The organism is Nostoc cf. commune SO-36 (assembly GCF_023734775.1).
Lineage (GTDB): Bacteria > Cyanobacteriota > Cyanobacteriia > Cyanobacteriales > Nostocaceae > Nostoc > Nostoc commune_A.
Window position 1 is genome coordinate 987,924 of the sequence record NZ_AP025732.1, and the last position, 19,323, is coordinate 1,007,246.

Annotated in this window: 17 protein-coding genes, 1 tRNA gene and 3 pseudogenes; 7 read left to right on the forward strand and 14 right to left on the reverse strand. The window is 38.7% G+C overall.

The features are described 5' to 3' along the window. Position 1: 1 nt before the first annotated feature. The 3 genes and pseudogenes from dndD to dndC all read right to left on the reverse strand — a co-directional run bounded on the left by dndD (position 2) and on the right by dndC (position 4,383). Positions 2 to 1,989: pseudogene (dndD, locus tag ANSO36C_RS04425) on the reverse strand (DNA sulfur modification protein DndD). 77 nt (positions 1,990 to 2,066) lie between these two features. Beyond that, on the reverse strand, positions 2,067 to 2,687 hold the full coding sequence (locus ANSO36C_RS04430) for a Uma2 family endonuclease (protein WP_251958559.1): 621 nt from the start codon (positions 2,685 to 2,687) through the stop codon (positions 2,067 to 2,069). Positions 2,688 to 2,763: 76 nt separating this feature from the next. Next, on the reverse strand, positions 2,764 to 4,383 hold the full coding sequence (gene dndC / locus ANSO36C_RS04435; protein ID WP_251958560.1) for a DNA phosphorothioation system sulfurtransferase DndC: 1,620 nt from the start codon (positions 4,381 to 4,383) through the stop codon (positions 2,764 to 2,766). 180 nt (positions 4,384 to 4,563) lie between these two features. Here dndC and ANSO36C_RS04440 point away from each other — a divergent pair, with 180 nt between their 5' ends. From ANSO36C_RS04440 to ANSO36C_RS04455, 4 genes are all read left to right on the forward strand, one after another. Beyond that, a complete protein-coding gene (locus ANSO36C_RS04440; protein ID WP_251958561.1) occupies positions 4,564 to 6,162 on the forward strand; it encodes a DGQHR domain-containing protein in 1,599 nt (532 codons plus the stop codon). A gap of 123 nt (positions 6,163 to 6,285) precedes the next feature. Further along, entirely contained in the window at positions 6,286 to 6,912 is a 627-nt protein-coding gene (locus ANSO36C_RS04445) for an AIPR family protein (RefSeq protein WP_251958562.1), read from the forward strand. A 39-nt stretch (positions 6,913 to 6,951) separates the two neighbouring features. Continuing rightward, the gene (locus ANSO36C_RS04450) at positions 6,952 to 8,151 is read left to right on the forward strand and encodes an ISAzo13 family transposase (RefSeq protein ID WP_251960248.1); all 1,200 of its coding nucleotides are present in this window, start codon (positions 6,952 to 6,954) and stop codon (positions 8,149 to 8,151) included. Positions 8,152 to 8,168: 17 nt separating this feature from the next. Further along, positions 8,169 to 8,807 carry an AIPR family protein gene (locus tag ANSO36C_RS04455; protein ID WP_251958563.1) on the forward strand — a complete coding sequence of 213 codons (639 nt, stop codon included), beginning with the start codon at positions 8,169 to 8,171 and terminating at the stop codon, positions 8,805 to 8,807. Positions 8,808 to 9,102: 295 nt separating this feature from the next. Here the strand turns inward: ANSO36C_RS04455 and ANSO36C_RS34130 are convergent. The 8 genes and pseudogenes from ANSO36C_RS34130 to ANSO36C_RS04490 all read right to left on the reverse strand — a co-directional run. After that, positions 9,103 to 9,168: pseudogene (locus tag ANSO36C_RS34130) on the reverse strand (hypothetical protein); the annotation flags it as partial. A 3-nt stretch (positions 9,169 to 9,171) separates the two neighbouring features. Beyond that, complete coding sequence (locus ANSO36C_RS04460; protein WP_323374559.1) at positions 9,172 to 9,963, reverse strand: hypothetical protein; 792 nt, start codon at positions 9,961 to 9,963, stop codon at positions 9,172 to 9,174. Positions 9,964 to 10,036: 73 nt separating this feature from the next. Further along, positions 10,037 to 10,510: a DNA phosphorothioation-associated protein 4 gene (locus tag ANSO36C_RS04465; protein WP_251958564.1), complete on the reverse strand. Its 474-nt coding sequence runs from the start codon at positions 10,508 to 10,510 to the stop codon at positions 10,037 to 10,039. A gap of 174 nt (positions 10,511 to 10,684) precedes the next feature. After that, positions 10,685 to 10,828 carry a hypothetical protein gene (locus ANSO36C_RS04470; RefSeq protein WP_251958565.1) on the reverse strand — a complete coding sequence of 48 codons (144 nt, stop codon included), beginning with the start codon at positions 10,826 to 10,828 and terminating at the stop codon, positions 10,685 to 10,687. Continuing rightward, the gene (locus ANSO36C_RS04475; protein ID WP_251958566.1) at positions 10,782 to 11,228 is read right to left on the reverse strand and encodes a Uma2 family endonuclease; all 447 of its coding nucleotides are present in this window, start codon (positions 11,226 to 11,228) and stop codon (positions 10,782 to 10,784) included. The genes ANSO36C_RS04470 and ANSO36C_RS04475 overlap by 47 nt, the downstream gene beginning before the upstream one ends. An 18-nt stretch (positions 11,229 to 11,246) precedes the next feature. Beyond that, the gene (locus tag ANSO36C_RS04480) at positions 11,247 to 11,876 is read right to left on the reverse strand and encodes a Uma2 family endonuclease (protein ID WP_251958567.1); all 630 of its coding nucleotides are present in this window, start codon (positions 11,874 to 11,876) and stop codon (positions 11,247 to 11,249) included. Between the two features lie 204 nt (positions 11,877 to 12,080). Continuing rightward, positions 12,081 to 14,153: an AAA family ATPase gene (locus ANSO36C_RS04485; protein ID WP_251958568.1), complete on the reverse strand. Its 2,073-nt coding sequence runs from the start codon at positions 14,151 to 14,153 to the stop codon at positions 12,081 to 12,083. Further along, positions 14,150 to 14,323: a hypothetical protein gene (locus tag ANSO36C_RS04490; RefSeq protein ID WP_180277607.1), complete on the reverse strand. Its 174-nt coding sequence runs from the start codon at positions 14,321 to 14,323 to the stop codon at positions 14,150 to 14,152. Before ANSO36C_RS04490 ends, ANSO36C_RS04485 begins: the two co-directional genes overlap by 4 nt. Before the next feature lie 372 nt (positions 14,324 to 14,695). Here ANSO36C_RS04490 and ANSO36C_RS04495 point away from each other — a divergent pair, with 372 nt between their 5' ends. Beyond that, on the forward strand, positions 14,696 to 14,908 hold the full coding sequence (locus ANSO36C_RS04495) for a hypothetical protein (RefSeq protein WP_251958569.1): 213 nt from the start codon (positions 14,696 to 14,698) through the stop codon (positions 14,906 to 14,908). 107 nt (positions 14,909 to 15,015) lie between these two features. Then, a complete protein-coding gene (locus tag ANSO36C_RS04500) occupies positions 15,016 to 15,411 on the forward strand; it encodes a hypothetical protein (protein ID WP_251958570.1) in 396 nt (131 codons plus the stop codon). Between the two features lie 198 nt (positions 15,412 to 15,609). Here the strand turns inward: ANSO36C_RS04500 and ANSO36C_RS04505 are convergent. The 3 genes and pseudogenes from ANSO36C_RS04505 to argF all read right to left on the reverse strand — a co-directional run bounded on the left by ANSO36C_RS04505 (position 15,610) and on the right by argF (position 18,874). Then, positions 15,610 to 17,089: pseudogene (locus tag ANSO36C_RS04505) on the reverse strand (DNA phosphorothioation system restriction enzyme). A gap of 48 nt (positions 17,090 to 17,137) precedes the next feature. After that, positions 17,138 to 17,743, reverse strand: coding sequence for a transcriptional repressor LexA (lexA, locus tag ANSO36C_RS04510; protein ID WP_251958571.1), 606 nt, complete (start codon positions 17,741 to 17,743; stop codon positions 17,138 to 17,140). A gap of 210 nt (positions 17,744 to 17,953) precedes the next feature. Beyond that, positions 17,954 to 18,874 (reverse strand): ornithine carbamoyltransferase, encoded by a 921-nt coding sequence (gene argF, locus ANSO36C_RS04515; RefSeq protein WP_251958572.1) that lies wholly within the window; start codon positions 18,872 to 18,874, stop codon positions 17,954 to 17,956. Between the two features lie 360 nt (positions 18,875 to 19,234). Here argF and ANSO36C_RS04520 point away from each other — a divergent pair. Beyond that, positions 19,235 to 19,306, forward strand: a tRNA-Thr gene (locus ANSO36C_RS04520). Positions 19,307 to 19,323: the final 17 nt, after the last annotated feature.

Genomic DNA, 19,323 nt, shown 5'->3' on the forward strand with positions numbered 1-19,323 from the left:
ATCACCAAAAATATTGATTTTCTACTACTGTTGTTTGGCGGGTGGAGGAGTCGTATTTGAGGAGATATTCGCGGGCGATCGCTTCGTTTTCTCGCAGTGTTTCGACTTCTTTCTTCCCAATCTCAGTATCAGTAGATAGCAAAATTACTTGATGGCTAGCAGATGGAAAGTAACGTTCAACTAAATTGTTGCGGTGTGAGGAGTCGAGTCTACCTAGCGGCGTATCGATGGCTACTGGTAAGCGGTGTCCAGAGACTTTTGCTAAACCCCAGAGGAATGCGATCGCAAGTAGTTGTTTTTCGCCAGCAGAAAGGCGATGTTTTGGGACTGGTTTACCATTTAAATCGTAAAGCAAAAGGCTGAAAGTCTTAGTATCAATAGTTATCCGATGCACTAAATCTGATTTATGCAGCAGATAAAGGAAGCAATTTTTTACTTCTTCCTCTAATTTATTGAGTTTTCGCAGAGTTAATTTTTCCCGAAAAGTCTTGAGTGTTTCTTGAACTTTTGCTGCTGAGGTAATAATATGTTCGCTATTTTTATGTTTAATATTTTCTACAGTATATTCACTTAATTCTCTCTTCGACTTAGCAATAATAGTTTCTAATTCAGCTAAACGGCGGCGGATTGTTTCATAATTTGCTTTAGCTTCAACAACTTGATTTTGTGCCGATTCTAGTGCTTGACGCAGCTTTGTATAATCTTCTGGTGCTGCTGCTGTTTGCACTTGTCTTTCTAGAGTCTGAATTTCTTCTTCTTTATTTTTGAGAATAGCTAATTTTTCTTTTGCAGAAAGTTTAGAATTTTGTAAGTGATATATAATATTATCTAGTTGACTTAAGCTTTCATCATCAGCTAATAGCCAAGGTGCTTCTGTCTGGATAGTCTTTGCATATAAATTATCTACATCTTGGATTAAAAATGATTGGATTTTTTCAACTTCTATCGGAGAATTTCAACTTGATTTAGCCAAGTGAGTAAGCGCTGATCTCGTTCAAGTAACAAATCTTTAGAAATTTGTACCTGTTGATGGCGAAATTCCTTTTCACCTTGTGTTTGCACCTGATTAAGCAAATTGGGAATTAATGCCAGAGGTAAAACATCAGCCGCCAATTCACACATCGATTGACGTACTTGTTCAATTTCCGCAGTTTTTGTATCCTGTTGTAGTTCTAATTGATTGCGTTCTGCTGCAATCTTCCCACCTTCAGAAATAAATTTATCAAAGGCTTCTTGCTGCTTTTGTTCTAACTCCTCTACCTGATTTTTAAGAGTTTCTACTTTCTCTTCTGTAGTTTGATAATCTTCTTGCTGTTGGGTTAGCCTAGTTTCAATTTCTTCTAGATTTGCTAAATCTTTACTATTACCAACTTCTTTAAGTTTACGGTTAACTAAGATATCTAAATCAACTGCTAAACGATCTGCTAATTCTAAACCTAAAAGTCCACGAATTGCATCTACTACAACTGGGGGTGGTGTTTCCTGTTCTGCAAGTTCTTTAACTTGTTCACCATCAAAGAGAAATAAGTTAGAAATACCTAATGGCAGGAGATTTTCAATATATTCATCCCAGATATTAACTAAAGCATCAGGCCATGTATCACTATCGCCTAAAATACCTAATGTATCTTTACCGTCTTTGGGATTTTTTGTCCAACTACGCACAACACGATATTTTATTGGTTTATCATTTTCAATATGTTCAAAAAGTAATTCAATACGGGTATCTGCAACTGGATCTATTTTGTTGTTAACACATTGGTTGAGAAAATCGTTATAACTTAAATTACCACGGGTAGAACATTGGGCACGAGCGCCATAAAGAGCGAGACGAATGGCATCCATGAGGGTAGTTTTTCCGCCGCCATTCATCCCACCTAAGAGGATAATGGGGCGTGAGGTTTCCTCATCAATTTTTGGGTTAAGGTTGATTACTTGTTTTCCACTATAGGGACCAAAGTTTTGTAATACGAGTTCAAGAAATATCATTAGTTTTTAAAATTAACATGAGTTCGACAGCGATCGCAGAAGCAGAAACTTTGTGATAAAAGGAATTCAGATAATGGCTAGATTTGCACACCTCCAGCTTGAAAAATCTGTTCGGCGGTTAAATTCAATTCTGGGAAAGTAGGTGAGACAATATGGGTATCGCCTCTAAATTGAGTAACTTGGTACTCACCATCAATTAATTCATAAATGGATATAGTAGGCAGCTTAGGATTGCCTATAAACTTCCTAGCACCTATAGCCGCGTAATCTATAATCCAATATTCGGGAATACCTATAGCTTCATAATCAGCTAATTTTTTATAGTAATCATCTCGCCAATTAGTACTAACAACTTCAATAACTAATGGAATAGATGCAGCTTGAGATACAGTTGATTCCTTTTTCCACAAAGGCTCATTCACTAAATTTGGTCGATTGATTATTAAGATGTCTGGTGAATAAGCAGATTCACCTTCAAATGGCTTGACTAATACAGTTTTTGGAATGTAATAAGGTAAATTTAGACGCTTGATATCAGCAGATATTTCTAGTGCCAAAAAACCAACAACATCCTCATGATCTCCCACTGGTTGAGCCATTTCAACAATCACGCCATCATGTAATTCATATCTTCCACCTTCAGGCCGCCAAGCTGCAAAATCTTCAAAAGTTACTAATTTGTGTATGGCTTGAATCATAGAACCTCGCTTGTTTTAAAATAATCAAACTTTGTCAAGCCTTCTTTATTTAAGTAGTTTGGTTGACTCCCCCCTTCTATTCTTCTGAGTTATCCTTTTTAAATTTCATACTTGCCCAAGTTACAGGTTCATCACTTTTACCTTCATCTACTTTATTGATTGCTGCAACATCGCCCAAAGTCATCTGCTTGACTTTCGCAACGTCACCTTGACTAACTGCTTCGCTTAATTCGCGTTTCAAACGAGCATTTTTAATCGCATCTTCTGGAGAACGGGAACTCGTATTAAAGCATTTTTCTAAAGTATCGTATATTCCCACGCGACGAGTCTTTTTGCGATACTGGCGTTCTGTGTCTAACAATTTCGCCATGAGTTCCAAGTGCATCGCGTCACCTTCACAAATTTCTTCTAATACTATCCATTCATCACGACCTAGTAAGCTATAGTCAGCGCCAGGACGGGAATCTTGAAATTCTTCACCAGTCACTTCTTGATAAATCCGGGGTAAGCTATCATCAAATTCGTGTTTATCTTCTAGCCAAATACGGCGAATTTCACTCATTTCTTCTAGAGTAATTAGGGTGATTTTACCCATGTTTTTTGGCGCTGTACGACGGGTTTTTGTTTGCGCTTCTAGCACTTGTCTTAGCCAATATTCACGCCAATATTTTGTGTATGGGCCATGAATTGGTTCAACGGATATTTCACCATCTAAATTACGTTCAAAAAGTTGAACTTCACCCCAAATTCGTCGGAAGTCTCTTTTATCACGGTCATCTCTAATATCTAATTCATTGCGGATATTCAATAGAGGCTGCATCCATTCTTTCTCTTCATCATTTTGAATCATTGCCTCCATTGATTTATCCTTATTAACAATTGTGCAAACCCAGCAACCAAATCGAGAATCACCACAGCTAGGAGTAGATGTATCAACAACTAGAGGACATTCATTATCTGCTGTAGCACCTCTATACATGGTGAACAAGTCTTTATTGCTATATTCCCAAGGGTTTTGCCACTGATTTAGGTAAATCCAAACTTCATCAGTACGCCAGTCTTCAATGGGAAGGTAAATCAGTGAGTTAGGTCGATTAGGATTAGTGTTTATATGATCGCGTATGCGCGACTCTCGATGTTTAGCCATCGTAATAGCACGTTTAACACTTTCAGCTTTGCGAGTACCCAAAACGAGAATTACTTCACCATTGGCTTGAATTACTTCACGAATAAAGCTATCAGTCGGTTTAATCTTTAATCGTTCAGTACACCAGCGCATACGATTACGCGGTGCTGGGTAGCCTTTGCCAATTAAATTTACCCAAAAGGTGTCTTTGACTGCGGGATAAAGTAAATGGGCTTGAATTGGCATTCCTTGTTCTTTAGCTGCAACTCTCATTTGTTCTAAAGAGTTGCGTACCCAAACAGAGACTACAGGATTTTCTACTAGCGTATCAGTTGTAATAACATGAACTGGCTTAATCCGTTTTTCAGGTGGAAGTGCTGCGATCGCATTCCAGATAAGCTGTAAAGTGGCAGTACTATCTTTACCACCGGAATAGCCTACTACCCAAGGTATCTGGTCTAAACAATACAATTCTTGAATTTCAATGGTCAGAGCTTGGATGTAGTCCACTAACTCTGCTACAGTACGTGTTTGCTGACCTTTATTTTCTGTTTGTTGTGCTGTAGTCATTTCTCCTTCTCTCTGGAAACCTGGCGTAATATCGGGGTAAATAGGGCGAATAGAATTCGCGTCTACACATACAAAGCCCACTTTCGTGGGTTGAAGAAAAGTTTTTAAAAACTTTACTACTAATATCTAATTTTTTAGATAATTAAACGACATAATCCTATTCTGTTTTTAAAATTTAACATGAAAGATAGTGCATCTGACCCAACTGCTGACATCGCTAGAGAATACCTGGAACGAGAAAACAAGGAAAAACAGGTACTAGCTTTACTCCTAGAGAAGTTTTTAGGGAGAAAAGATCAGATTCTCGTTCAAAAAACCGAGATGGGTGGTACTGAGGCTTATGTTAGCTCTGTTACATTGGAATGGTTTGCAGGTCGGGTTCACTTCGCCTCTGGTTTACCTCTGTTTCAGAAAAAGTACAATCCTGAAACTGATAATGTCGAGATTGACGCGGATAGTATTGATGAAATTCAGCAACGTCCCCTTGATTGGTCACGTCAAGCACCGCTAGTCCAGTATTTAGCGGCTAGAGACAATCATAAGTTTCCGCCGGTGTTGGTGGTGATTAATCAACCGTGGGTGGATAATCCTAAAGCTACTGAGTGGGATAGCGAAGGACGCGCCACAAAGTCTACGACTGATTTTATACCCCTAGGTAAAGATGGTAAGGTAGGTCTGCTAAATATTTCTGAGGATGATGTAACTATTTATGCACTAGATGGTCAACATCGATTAATGGGCGTTCAAGGATTGATGGAGTTAATTAAAACTCGTAAACTCCAGCGCTATAAAAAAGATAAAGGTGCTGATGACAGTTTTATTACAGTCAATGATTTGATAGAAAAGTACCAAGTAGACCTTGCTTATTTGCAAAATTTACCCAAGGAAAAAATTGGTATTGAGTTCATCTGTGCGGTAGCGGCTGGGGAAACTCGCACCCAGGCGAGGCGGAGGGTAAGATCGATTTTTGTTCATGTCAACCTGATGGCTGCACCGTTGACTAAAGGGCAACTAACACAGTTGAATGAGGATGATGGTTTTGCGATCGTTGCTAGAAAAATTGCAGTTACACATCCACTATTAGAACAACGACAAGAACGCAATCCCCGCGTTAATTGGAATAGTGCAACAGTGGCTTCCAATTCTACAGTTTTAACCACTTTACAAGCTCTACAAGATATGTCTGAGCGATATTTGGCTCAAAAGTTCCCCCACTGGAAACCCTTGGAGAAAGGTCTAATTCCCATGCGTCCAGAGGATGAAGAACTTGAGCAGGGGATTGAGGAATTTAGCAAGCTATTTGATAATTTGGCTAGTCTTTCCAGTTATAAAATTTTAGAACACGAGGATACACCAGCTTTGCGGCGCTTCAGCTTTGAGAAGGATGGAGGTGAAGGAAATATGCTTTTCCGTCCGGTTGCTCAAGTTGCATTAGCGCAAGCTTTGGGAATTTTGGTATTTAAAAAAGGTTTTTCCCTAGCAGATATTTTTAAGAAGCTGCGGAAGTTTGATCAACAAGGCGGCTTTAGTGGTATGGAATATCCTCAATCTCTCTGGTATGGGGTTTTGTATGACCCAAATAAAAAGCGGGTGCAGGTTGCTGGACGAGATTTAGCGGCGAAGTTATTGGTTTACATCTTGGGTGGAATTCAGGAACAGATGGAACGTGCTGAACTTCGTAAAGCATTGGCGGATGCTAGGACTGTAGAAGATAAAACTATAAGTTTTGATGGCAAGCTTGTTGAACCGAAAGCCGTAGGACTTCCAGCTGTTCTGTAATGATTGTATATAAAATGACGTTTATGTAGTTGCATTTAGTCAAAGTATAAGTGTATAATTTTGTGAGTGTCCAGTTGGGCATAAAACATAAGTAAAGCGTTCCGTAGAGCGCAGGAAAAATAAATGTCTACAAAGATAACAGCTCCCTTCTTTGCTACTGCTGCTTGTAAAGCATACAAAGAGGACAAAGAATCCAGTCGAGTAATTTGGAATCTCACTGTCCCTATATGCGAAGTGCCTCAAGGTTTACCTTTAGATCCTAATGCCAGACTAGCCAACGAAAATCGGCGGACTGTAAAGAGTATGTTGACAACTCTGGCACAAAAGCCAGAAGAGTTTATTTTCTACAACAATGGAATTTTAATTGTTGCAGACTCTATACAAGTTAAAGGTCATGGCACTGGTGGAGGGTTTGACGTTGAGCTTTTACTTGTCAGTCCTGAAGAGGGGCAGGAAGACAATTTCATAGGTAATGGTATCGTAAATGGTGGGCATACTTACACTGCTATCACAAAAGCCCGCAGCTATTACGATAAATTAAAATCAAAAGGATCTAAACCAAAACTTAACCAACAAACTGGTAAGGTTGACTATTCAGAGTTGGAAAGTGCTAGTGTCCAAATTTTTGTGTTGGTCAACATCAGCCAAGAAGAAATATCAAATATCAGCAGGTATCGTAATACTAGTGAGAGTGTTGAGGAGTTTAGAGAACTCCACAGAATAATTGATCCTATGATAAGAGAAAGATAAATTCAGTGTGCAGTCTAGCTCATGTATCCAAAATCTATCATTCAACTCACCGCGCACCTAAAATCTCTGTACATCAAAACAGCGAAAAAACTCAAGGGAAGTGACCGAAGACAATTCATGGCAGAAGTAGTCAAAGGTTTGGGAATAGGTGGACAAACTGTGGCGGAAAGGGAGTTGGGATGGAATAGGCGCACTATCCGTAAAGGGATGCAGGAGTTAGAGAGTGGTCAGCCTTTTATTGATGGTTTCAGGCGTAGTGGACGCAAGCGGGCTGAAGCAAAATTATCAAACTTGTTGAGGGATATAAAATCGTTAGTAGACCCACAAAGTCAAACTGACCCCAGTTTTAAAAGTATACGTTTGTATACACGCATGACGGCAAGCGAAGTCCGTCGTCAACTAATTGAACAATTTGGTTACACAGAGGAAGAACTACCTTCATCAGAAACAATTCGACGAAAATTGAATGATTTAGGCTATACCTTAAAAAGAGTTCTGAAAACCAAGCCTATCAAGAAAATTCCCGAAACAGAAGCGATTTTTGAACAAGTTGAACAAATTAATAGTGAAGCTGACAATGACCCTCATACTCTGCGAATTTCCATTGATGCTAAGGTAGCAGTTAAGATTGGAGAATTTGACCGTGGGGGTAAAAATCGAATGCCAACCATCTCAGTAGACCACGACTTCCCGACGGAGATAACTCTGATTCCCTACGGCATTTTTATACCTGAATACAACGAGTTATTTTTATTCTTTGTTTCTTCCAAATTAACCGCTGATTGTATTGTTGATTTGCTTGAAAGCTGGTGGCAAACTGTCAAACACAGATTTGCTCATATTCAAAAACTGGTGATTAATCAGGATAATGGACCTGAAAATAATTCTCGCCGCACTCAATTTATGAAGCGGATTGTAGATTTTGGTACATCATCTCAACTGACGTTACAACTTGCTTATTATCCGCCTTATCATAGCAAATATAACCCGATAGAACGTTGTTTTGGCTGGTTAGAACAGCATTGGAATGGTAGTTTACTTGACACTGTTGAGACTGTACTGAATTTCGCCCAAACTCTCACATTTAAGGGTAAAAATCCGGTGGTCACATTGGTAGAAACAGTTTATTCTACAGGAGTTAAACTTACTACCTCCGCTATGGCAGAAATTGAAACACAGATTCACCGCCTCCCCAATCTCAGAAAATGGTTTGTAGAAATTTTTGCTAAACCCACATAGCTATTGGATCATTTTTTTTGTGGAGTTCTCTTAGTCTTAAAAACTTAGCTGGAGATTGGGACATCATCGAAGAATACCTTCCTGCTGGATGTAAACCTTATGTTGCTTTCAGAGAAGGTGAAAATAAGCAATTCGATGTGACTGATTTGGTTCGTCGCCTTGCTTGCATTAATAATAAGTTGTACCCCTGGCGAGGTTCAGACGGTTCACCTAAAAATCCTAGTGCAACTTGCTCTGCATACGGAACTCTCATTAAGAATTGGAAAAAGGAAGACTTTAGGGAGATTGTGCCTTTACTTAAAGATATACTCTATATTGAGGAGTGTCTTCGTGATGAGTATGATCGGCAAAAAGGGCTGAGTAAGTTAAACGGCGTTGAAAAAAAGCCTTATCAGTTTATCACAGGTAAGCAATTTAATCACACCCTTCCTATTACTTTTGTATTTCCTATTCTTGCGGCCTTCCGTGTATTTATCAAAGATGGACAGTGGGAGTATCCTGTCGAAAAGTTATGGGATGAGATGGGAAACACCCTTCTGAATAACTTGCTAACCGCCTACAGAAATGAGGGCAGGGGAAATCCAGCCGCCTTTGGGCGTTCAGCTTCAACATGGTCTAACCTTCTTTTAGTTCCAATGTTGAAGTTAACTGAATAGTTAAACTTACCTAAGTATTAATCACTATACCTATATTTGAAGTTAAACTCTGATATGGGTATAGTTTGATATTTCATCCTGATTGAAATATATTTTGGCGATGCCATTGCAGCGCTTCCAGTCCTGGAAAGTGTTGCTCTGTATTTGGTAAAAGTATCGTTTCACCATGAAAATCTTTCATAGGTTTAACATGGGGAGATACTTCTACTAAATCATTACTAACTATGATTTGGTATTGGTCATCTACAGCAAACCAACCCCTATCAAATGCCCAATGATGATTTTTGCAAAGAGCAATTCCATTATTAATTTTACTATCATAAAACTGTGAAAATGGCTTGATATGTGCGCCATCAACGATGTTTTAGCTTACAGATTTAGTAACTTTTATCCCACAAAAGGCACATTTGTAATCATAAATATTTACAATTGCTTTCCTGAAAAAAGCATTTCTAATTACTTGATTTCTTAAGCTCCGTCTAGGATTAGAATCCAAATTAGTAGACTCTATATTTTTGTCTATTTTTAAGGAGAAATCTTGAAAATTTTCATTAATTGTTAAAAAATTTTCTATCGTATTATCTTCAGATGGGAGCCAAGCTGAAACAAGTGCATCAATTAATATTTGCCTAGAAATTTCATCTTGAATTAAATTAAATAGTTCATCATCCAAATATGCATAGTCAACATCTTCCTTGAGTTTCGGAATTGTTTGCGGACGACCACCATCATATCCAGAACTATACCTGAGATGCCAAAATTTACCATTATCATTTTTTAGATGAAAAAAAGGAAGGGCAAAATCACTTCCCTTAAAAGTACTAGAAGCAAGTACTTGCCAATATTTCTTGAAGGTATCAATCAATTCATCTGATATGGTGATACGATTATCTGTAATTAAATGTTGTGTAATTAGGTCAATTATAGATAAAAGTAATATAGGTTTATTAAGAGCATCACCCTTTTTCTGGCTTTTACAGCACTTCCGGCAGCTATGAGGTACATCCTCAAAGCTAAAAGCTATGTTAGGAGAGAGGCAATAAGAAAAACTGTATTGCATAATAGCGGGAAGCGCTGTATATACCTTAATATTAGAGAAACATTCACAATAATAAACTAAACTTCGCTGATTTCCTGGCTGTTGTTCTTTACTCATTGTTTCATTTTTCTATATATCATAAGTATTTGCTTAGTCGGTTGCTAATAATTCATCATGGATCGATGCTAATTTACAAAAGAAATTTGCTTAAATCAAAATCCTCTTCTTCCGAGTTATCTTGAAACCTCTCAGAACTGAGCATCAATAAAATCCTTTCAGAATAATCTACTGCACCACGAATTTCTGATTGTAAGATTTCAAGTCCACCATTTGCATATTCTTCAAAGATATAATTACGTTTTTCGTTATTGTTTCCTTCTTGAAGAGATAAAACTTTTATATCTTTAATTTCAGCAATTGTTATTAAATTTATTACCGTATTATATCCCCTGACTATAAACTGCTCTTGGGGTATTGGTGACGGTTCCCTTTTAGAAATCTCTCCCAAAGCCACCCGTTTTTTATGCTTTGCACCCAAAGCTGCTGCAAATACAATCACATCAGCAAAAGTATTAAAAGGCCCTGTTCCACCATCTGAAGATGTTAGACCTTTCACCAACTCAGCTTTATCTTTAGCAACCCTGATTCTGCCAGTTTCAGCCATGATATTAATATTTACATTGTTGCCATCTTAACCGACAGCGAAAAGCGATCGCTAGGTTTACGCAATTGCCAAGGTATTATTTTATGATAGTATGTGGGCGATCGCTAGGTTTACGCAATTGCCAAGGTATTATTTTATGATAGTGTGTGGGCGTGGGCGATCGCTAAACAAACACTAAACAAACAAATTATCCACCAACATAGTCCATCCTGGTAACACAGGTTCAGCTTCCGCCACTTCACCACGGCGATAAACTTGTGCTTCTTCAGGATTACCAGCACGATATACTCTGATAACTTCCTCCTTGAGTACATCCACATCCCAAACTACCTGCCGCAAAATAATCACGGAGTTTGCTAGCCATATCTTTCTCTGCTGTCTCACCATAATCATTTTCACTTCTCACCTCAGCAGCAAATATAGGCGCACCATTAAGGAACTTCCCATCTGTAGGTTTGCCAGTATAAAATGCGGCATCAGGACTTAAAGAACGACGATGAGGGAGATTGACAATAAAACCGACATTATCAGGTAAAGCATAGCCGCTTTTTGTCAGACGTTCATAATCCCGTAAACTTGCATAAATTTCACCACCTGCACGTCCTGGTAAAAATCCAGTTGGAGACATCAGCACCAATTTTCCATTGACAATCTCTGCCTTACAATTGTCAGGTAATTCGTACAAATCTTCAATAATTGCTTCAGTTTTAATACTCATAAAATATGTTCTAATTAGTTAAAAATCATCTCCATTTAACCCTCTTTTCTCCGTGTCCTCTGCGTCTTGGCGGTTCGTTTTTCCTACAAACTGAACATCCTCATAAACCAAAGAAATAGGAAAATGGAAATCAACACTAGTTAAATGAACCTCATCCCCTTCCTCATAAGGATGTAACTCCCAAAGTCCTCTATCATTTAATCGGAAGCAATCTAAACCAATTTTTTCAGCATCGATGAGGACGTATTCTTGCAAAGTCTGAATACGACGATACCGCGTAAATTTTTTGCCTCGGTCGTAAGCTTCCGTGCTTGGGGACAAAACTTCAACAATTAAACAAGGATATTGGAGAAATTGAATAGCTTGTTTATCCCGTTCATCGCAACTCACCACAACATCGGGATAATGAAAAGGCCCCTTCTCCGATACTCCTACTTTGGCATCCGCCATGAAAGGAAGACACCCACTTCCTCTGAGATGACTTTTTAACGCTGAAGCTAAGTTTAAAGCAATAGTTGTATGGGGAAGAGTACCCCCAGTCATGGCGAAAACTTCACCATCAATATATTCATATTTAATTTCTTGGCATTCTTCCCATTTCAAATATTCCTGGGGAGACATATAGTTTCTGTCTGGACTCGCAACCATAAGCTTATTCCTTCTCAAAAGCCACTTTTCTCAACTGTAACTAAAATTAGACTTACGCACAGGTAACGGAAAATTAAACCACAGAGGCACAAAGAACACGGATGAATAAGAATTTGAGAGGTATTTTCCATCAGTCCTGTAAAAAATCTTTGTGCCTAATTTACTTACAACAGATGTGGTTTAAAGACATCAAAACTGCTGTAATTATCTATCCCGTTCAACTTCCATAATTTCCGTATATTCAAACTCGTTCGGACTTTGTTTCACCAAAGGATATCTTTCCCCACCCAACTCAATATAATCTTGTTCGCAATCTGGCTTAGAAGAATAATACGTAAGCACATATTCTCTACCAATTCTGTCTGTCATTTCTGCTTCCACTTCACCCCGCCACTGAGTCTTAGTAACTAAAACTATCAACTGATTCGCTAATTGCGGAATTGTCTTCGCAATGTGTCGCCGCGAACTTTCATCCAAACTACCAAACGGCGAATCCATCACAATTGGGAAAGTGCTACTATCGGGAATCATCATCATTTTCCGCTTTTCACTCCATTCCCGCACTTTGTCAATGATGCTGGCTATAAAGGATAAGCTGAGAATTTGATTCTCCCCGGTAGAAGCTGCAACTGGCGCTTCCACACCTGTAGTATTTTCTACTAATGTCAGTTCATATTTATCGCTAATTTTAGGAATGTATGGAGTAACTGAAATCTCAGTAAATATTTCTTGTACTCGCTTTTCTAGTTGCAGGCGAAATTGTTGTTCTTGACGATTTCTAACTTCCGTTAACCGTTCGATTGCATCTTGAGTGGCATTAATTCGGCGCTGTGCTAAAGTTTGCTTGTCTTCATTAAGCTTTTGTTTGGCGATTTGTTTGTTTAAACCTTCAATTTCAGTTGTGAGTTGAGCAATTTGCTGTTGATTTGCACCCTGTTCTCGATTTAATTCATCAATTTTACTTTCAATTTCATCTAATCGTTTTTGTAAACTGCTAATTTCTTCATTAGCATCTTTTCGCAACCGTTCTTGAATATTGTCTAAATCGCCTTCAATTTGAGATATACTTTGCCTTAATTGATTAATCCTAGTTTGTTCTCTATCAACTTCTTCCCAAAAACCTATAGCTTGCTTATCAATTTCATCTACTTGTGCGCTCATCCGAATTGCAGTTTCTTCTACCGCCGAAGAACCGGCTTTATTTAACCAAGTACTCACATGAGTATGAGAATGATTACCTTCGTGCAACTCTGCACCACAAATACAACGTTCAGAATTGAGTAAATCATTCACAAATTCCCGCGAAATTCCTGATGTTAATTCGCCGCGCTGCTTCAAATCATTGATAATTTCTCGAAACTGCGATGTAGTTTCTGAGAGTAAAACGGTATAACCCCGCGCGGAAATAACTTTTTTTAGCGCCTCTTTAGTTTTTTTATATTCTTCTTGATTCGCAAGTTTCTGTGATTCTAAATCCTGCCATCTTTCTTGTAATTCTTTAGCAGCACTCAATTCTCGCAAACGGTTACTTGTCTCTTTCTTAAAAGTTTGCTGATATTCTAACTCTTCTTTAATTTCAGTTTGCCGTTTGGTAATGCGTTCACGTTCTTGTTCTATCTTCTCTTGCTGTCGTAATAGTTGTTTAGTTTCAGAATCACCAATTGCTTTCAAATCATTTTCTAGAGTTTTTTTAGCATCTCCTAAATGTCTGATGGAACGGTTGATTACTTCTACACCCAAGAAAATTTTTGTAGCTTCGGCAATTTCAGCTTTTTTATCAGAACGAACGATTTCTTCAATTCGTTCCCCGTCAAAGAAAAAATATTGATGTAAAGTAGCGGGTAAAATTTGATTAATTATATCGTCTGGTTGCTGAATTGGTATATTCCATTTGCCATCATCCGCACCAACCCACATGGTTAATTGAGTTTTACCTGCGTCAAAATCACCTTCGTTTTTATAACCCCGACAGGCACGTTTCACTCGATAGCGTTTACCTTCATGTTCCCAGCCAATCTCTACCCAACATTCTACAGCTTGACCTTTTTGGGTTTCTGCGATCGCACGCTTATTCACTAACTGCTCTATCGATGCGAACGCTGCACTAAATTTATCATACAATACCCACGTAAAGGCATTCAGCAAGCTAGTTTTACCAGAGCCATTATTGCCATGAATAATTGTCGTGTTCTGAGCATCTCCCCCAGCCAGAATCATCTCTGGTGTCGTACCATAAAAGGAGCGAAAGTTGCAGAGCTTGATTGAAGTCAGCTTCATCGCACCTCCTCCTTAATAATGTCTAAAATATTATCATTTATATGGCTGTTAATCTTTTTATCTAGCCTGCCTTTTTCTAGCTTCCATACGCGCTCAATAATTTGCCGTACTTCCGGCGGTGCGCTAGTTATTGGCTCCTGCACATCGTCGATATTCGCCTCTTGTGACATATCGGATTTTAAAATATAGTTTTTCTACATTTTAACTTTCTCTAGTGCTGAAATAGCCTCAGTAAAGCCACTGTTTACGTTATCTTGGAATTTGCAAAAATACTTTTTGCAAATTTATAATTTTCTTTGAAAAACTACTTTATTATTTAATCGTTATCTGTTATTATTAATGCTAACTAATCTATATTATAATAGGATGTATTTGAAATTTTTAAAGCAGCTTATGTCCCATTATTATCAAATTCATAATCTTATTATTTCATATTTAATACCACTTGTTTCTAAACTCGCAAAAATTTTACAAAAACATATATAACTTACGCAAATCTTGTGATTTCTGTGTTGTGTTTATACTAAAGCAGTATTAATTTAATGGAAGCTTTACCCGATAAGTGGGGAGATATCCAACCTGATATTGTATATTTTTGTACCACTGGTCTGCTAGTTTCATTTGCAGAGTCACAGATAAAGCTGGGATTAAAATATGATCATAAGGGCAAACATTTAAAAGCCATTGAGAAAGGGCAAGTCTCCCTTCGCGGTAATGTTGGGTTGGTGGCTTCCAGGAATCCGGCTACGATTTGAAATCTAAAGTCTTAGGTAAAGGTGGCGACCGCCGATTTCATGCAAAATTTATTGATGGTGTCTTACATTTCCCTGGTTTGGTAACAGAACATTAAACCCACGTAATTATGACAATACTGGAATTAAAAAATCATCAAGTCTGGCGAGATTTAACTGAAATATTAGAAAATTTAGATGCTAATATTCTTGTTCAAGAACATCTTGAAAAATCTGATTATAAAGTGTGTGGCTATTGGGATGAGCAAGATAAATATTATGAAACAATTACGTTACCTCGTACACTAAAAACCGAATTAGTTAGCAGTTCTATTGGTGTTACTCACACTGAACGTTTTTTACAACTAAAGTTTTCACTGATAGGTGATAGTGCTGATGCCACACAAGCACCAAATCATCATATTCAAAAGATTGGTGAGTTAGTTCTTATTTATGATGAAAATCTAGAATTTGTTGATGAAAATTGGTTCTTATATGTCGATTCTCCAATACTTGAAATAAGTTAAACTTCACTTATTGTTTGCATCAATTTGTGGGCAGAATTCGTTGTGTCGTAAGGTTTTCATTATCTCTCACCGTGGATGTTTGAACAAACACATAAAACTCACTATTGCGCATTCTAAAGTCTTCAGGAATGAGATAGCTTTGAATTGGCTCTGTTAGCACTAACCCAAATCCTAATATATATATTCTCTGATTTATCATCAAATATCTAATAAACCATATCGTTTTTGTAAATTCAAGTAACTTCATTCTTGCAACCCCAGCGTTATCAGCTAAATCAGCAAACTCTACAAAGCGCCGTAATTCTTTTTTCAACAAATTACGCTCAACTTCGATAGTTTCTCTATCTAAATCTGGTGGCAAAACAATCATGTCAAATATTGTCGCGCGTTCTTTACCCGGATGAGGACGTAAAACTCGCCCCCGTCGCTGGATAAATTGGCGAGGATTTCCAGAACTTGATAAAATCACCGCAGTTTGAATTGCTGGAATATCAACACCTTCATCTAAACAACGAATTGCAACTAAACCTTGCAACTCTCCACTTTCAAATTGATGGCGCAATATTTCCCTTTCTTGTAAAGTTGTTTGAGCCGTATAGGTGCTTACCTTGTACCCCAAATCTACTCCCAGAATTTTAGCAACAGCTTTAAGTTGGCGTAGAGAAGAACGTTGTCCCGCATCTTGGGAACCATCACTGCAATAAAAAAGAGTGTGAGTAGTTTCGCGGCGAGTTGTCATTAATTCATGCAAGGCAGTTAATTTATTTTCTGCTGCACCAATTAATCTTGCCCTTTGCATCAACAACGGCTTTAAATCTTCATTGTCTTCAAAATTTCCCGCTTGTCCATTTTCTCTATCTCGATAAAGTAGCGATCGCCCAATTCTTTTGGTTAACTTTAAATAGGCAATACTTTCAGCTTCAGTTAACTCTACCAGTACCGGATAATATAGATAATGTACTAAAGCACCTTGAGCGATCGCATCCCTCAAAGTAAACTCTGGTTGGAGAACTGGGCCAAAATAATCAAATAGAGATTGTGTGCCAAAATCATCAAAATACCTCTCCGGTGTGGCAGATAAAGCTAGCCTCAACCCAACACTGCGCGGTAAACTTTCTTCTAACTTGGGTGCGCCTAAATTATGCGCCTCATCCCCAATAATTAGAGTTTTGGCGGGAAAATATTTGAGTTGAGACTGAAAACCATCTCCAATTAAAGTAGAGTTCGTAGTAATTACTGTGACAAACCGTTGAGAACCAGAACGCAGATTATAAATTTGGGTAGAAAGTTGACTTTGCCAAGTGCGTAAATTCTCAAAAGCTAAAATGGGTTGCAAATTAAACTTTTCGCATTCTCGCGCCCATTGGGTAACAAGATGGCGGTAGGGACATACCACCACCAGAACTTGTAAATTAATCTGCTGATATAATTCACAAGCGATCGCTAATGCGGTAATAGTTTTACCACTACCAGTAGCCATTTTCAGCGTCCCTCTGCCATTGTTGGTAAACCAGCTAGCGATCGCTTGGCGCTGATATTGCCGCAATTGCAGAGACGAAGGCATTCTTGGGCATCCTGGTAATGGTTGCGTGTAATAACTGCCCTTACTTTCCCTTGCAAACGGTAATTTCAATCGGAAAGTGGGCAGTTGCTGCACTGAATTTTTCGTCAGGTACATATTTATTTAGTCATTAGTCATTGGTACTTATCTTTCCCATTCCCCAATTCAGTTGTAACCACGCCAAACACCAATGAGTGAACCCTGCACCTGTACTTGTATAGCGCTGACTTCAATGGGATTGTACTTAGGATTTGCCGGTTTAAGGGTAACGCGATCGCCTTGGCGATAAAAACGTTTTAATGTAGTACCAAATCCATCGACTCTGGCGGCAACGATAGTACCATTTTTTAAATGATTTGGTTCTGCTACTGGACGCAGAAATACTACATCGCCATCAGTAATTAAATCTTCAATCATGCTATCGCCAGCTACGCGCAAAGCATAGGTTTGGGGAGGTAAATCGAAATTAGAAAAGTCTAAATGATCTACAGCATCAGTAAACGGTTCTATTAAACCACCAGCCGCGATCGTGCCCAAAATTGGTACACCTTGTTTAACAGGACGCAAAATCCGAATTGTTCGCGCTTGTCCTTCAGTCCATTCGATATATCCTTTAGTGCGTAAATGCTCTAAACGACTTTGAATTGGTGCTGGTGACTTCAAGTTCATCGCTTGCATCATTTGCCTAATTGAAGGCGAATGCTGGTGCGATCGGATGTATTCTGCCAACCATTCGTAAAGTTCTTGTTGAGCTTCCGTTAGACGTTCCATAAATTTGCGGGAAGTAATTATTAATGTCTCTAGAACATTAGTACTACAAAAAACTCCCGATAACAAGAGAAAAGTAAAAATATGAAAGGCAAAAGCAAAATTATTTTCTTCTCTTTTGCCTTTTGACAAATAAGAATATAACAGGGTACAGGTTACAGGTTAGAGGTTACAAGCAAGAAAACTATACCCTATCCCCTGTGCCCTATTCCCTTACTGTGCCCCTAAAAGACTTGCAAGTAAAGCTTTTTGAGCGTGTAAGCGATTTTCTGCCTGTTCCCAAACTCGTGATTGAGAACCTTCAATAACAGCTTCGGTAATTTCTTCACCACGATGGGCTGGTAAGCAGTGTAAAACAATTGCCTCTGGTTCCGCAAGACTCAATAGGTGTTCCGAAATTTGGTAAGGCTGGAAAATTGGCATCCGGTTGTCGGCTTCTGCTTCTTGCCCCATACTCGCCCAAACATCAGTGTAAAGTACATTAGAATCCTTAGCTGCTAACTCTGGATCGTCAGTGACGAGGACTTCCGTTTTGTTATTAGCGATCGCTCTTGCTTGTTCTACAATCTTAGAATCTGGCTCATATCCGCTAGGGGTGGCAATTCTGACATTCATCCCCACCAAAGCACAACCCAACATCAGAGAATTAGCCACATTATTCCCATCACCCACGTAGGTTAAAGTTAACCCAGCAAGAGTACCAAAGCCTTCTTGAATCGTCAATAAATCAGCTAATACCTGACAGGGATGTTCTGCATCAGTCAGCGCATTAATCACCGGAATATTTGCATAGTGAGCAAAAGTTTCCAAATCCTGCTGTGCAAAAGTGCGAATTGCCAAAACATCCAGATATCGATCTAACACCCGCGCTGTATCCTGTAAAGGTTCCCCGCGACTAACTTGAGTAACATTAGGGTTGAGATCGATTACCTGTCCACCCAGTTGGTACATCGCCACTGTAAAACTTACCCGCGTGCGAGTTGAAGCTTTGGAGAACAACAACCCCAAAACTTTATTACACTGCAACTTCAACAGCTGTGATTTAAGTTGAGTTGCCAATTGCAGGAGTTCTTGAACTTCTATTGGACTGAAGTCCGCCAGACTTAATAAATCTCGTCCGATCAACGCTGCCATGCTTCCGATGTGTAAAGAACAATTATATATTTCTGTTGCTTTACTAACCGGGTCAAAAAAATACAATTTTAGAACTTTACCAGATATTTTTGCGTCCAGCCCAGGATATGAATATTAATTGATCAACTTTATCGAACAGAATTCAGGAGTCAGGAGTCAGAATTCAGCAATGTTTTCAGCGACCCGTATTGCGAGTCTTGCCTACGGCACGCTGTTCGTGTTCGATATTGCCCAAATTTCTGGTCTTTTAGCCTAATTTCTGAAGAGGCAGATATTTTTTAGTATCTACAGCTAGACAAACAAATAGACTATGGTACAATGATAAATCGTGGTTGCTACTTAAGAGCGATCGCTAAAGTTGCCAGCATAGCACAGTGGTAGTGCATCCGACTTGTAATCGGAAGGTCGCGAGTTCAAATCCCGCTGCTGGCTTTCGACAAAAAAATTGT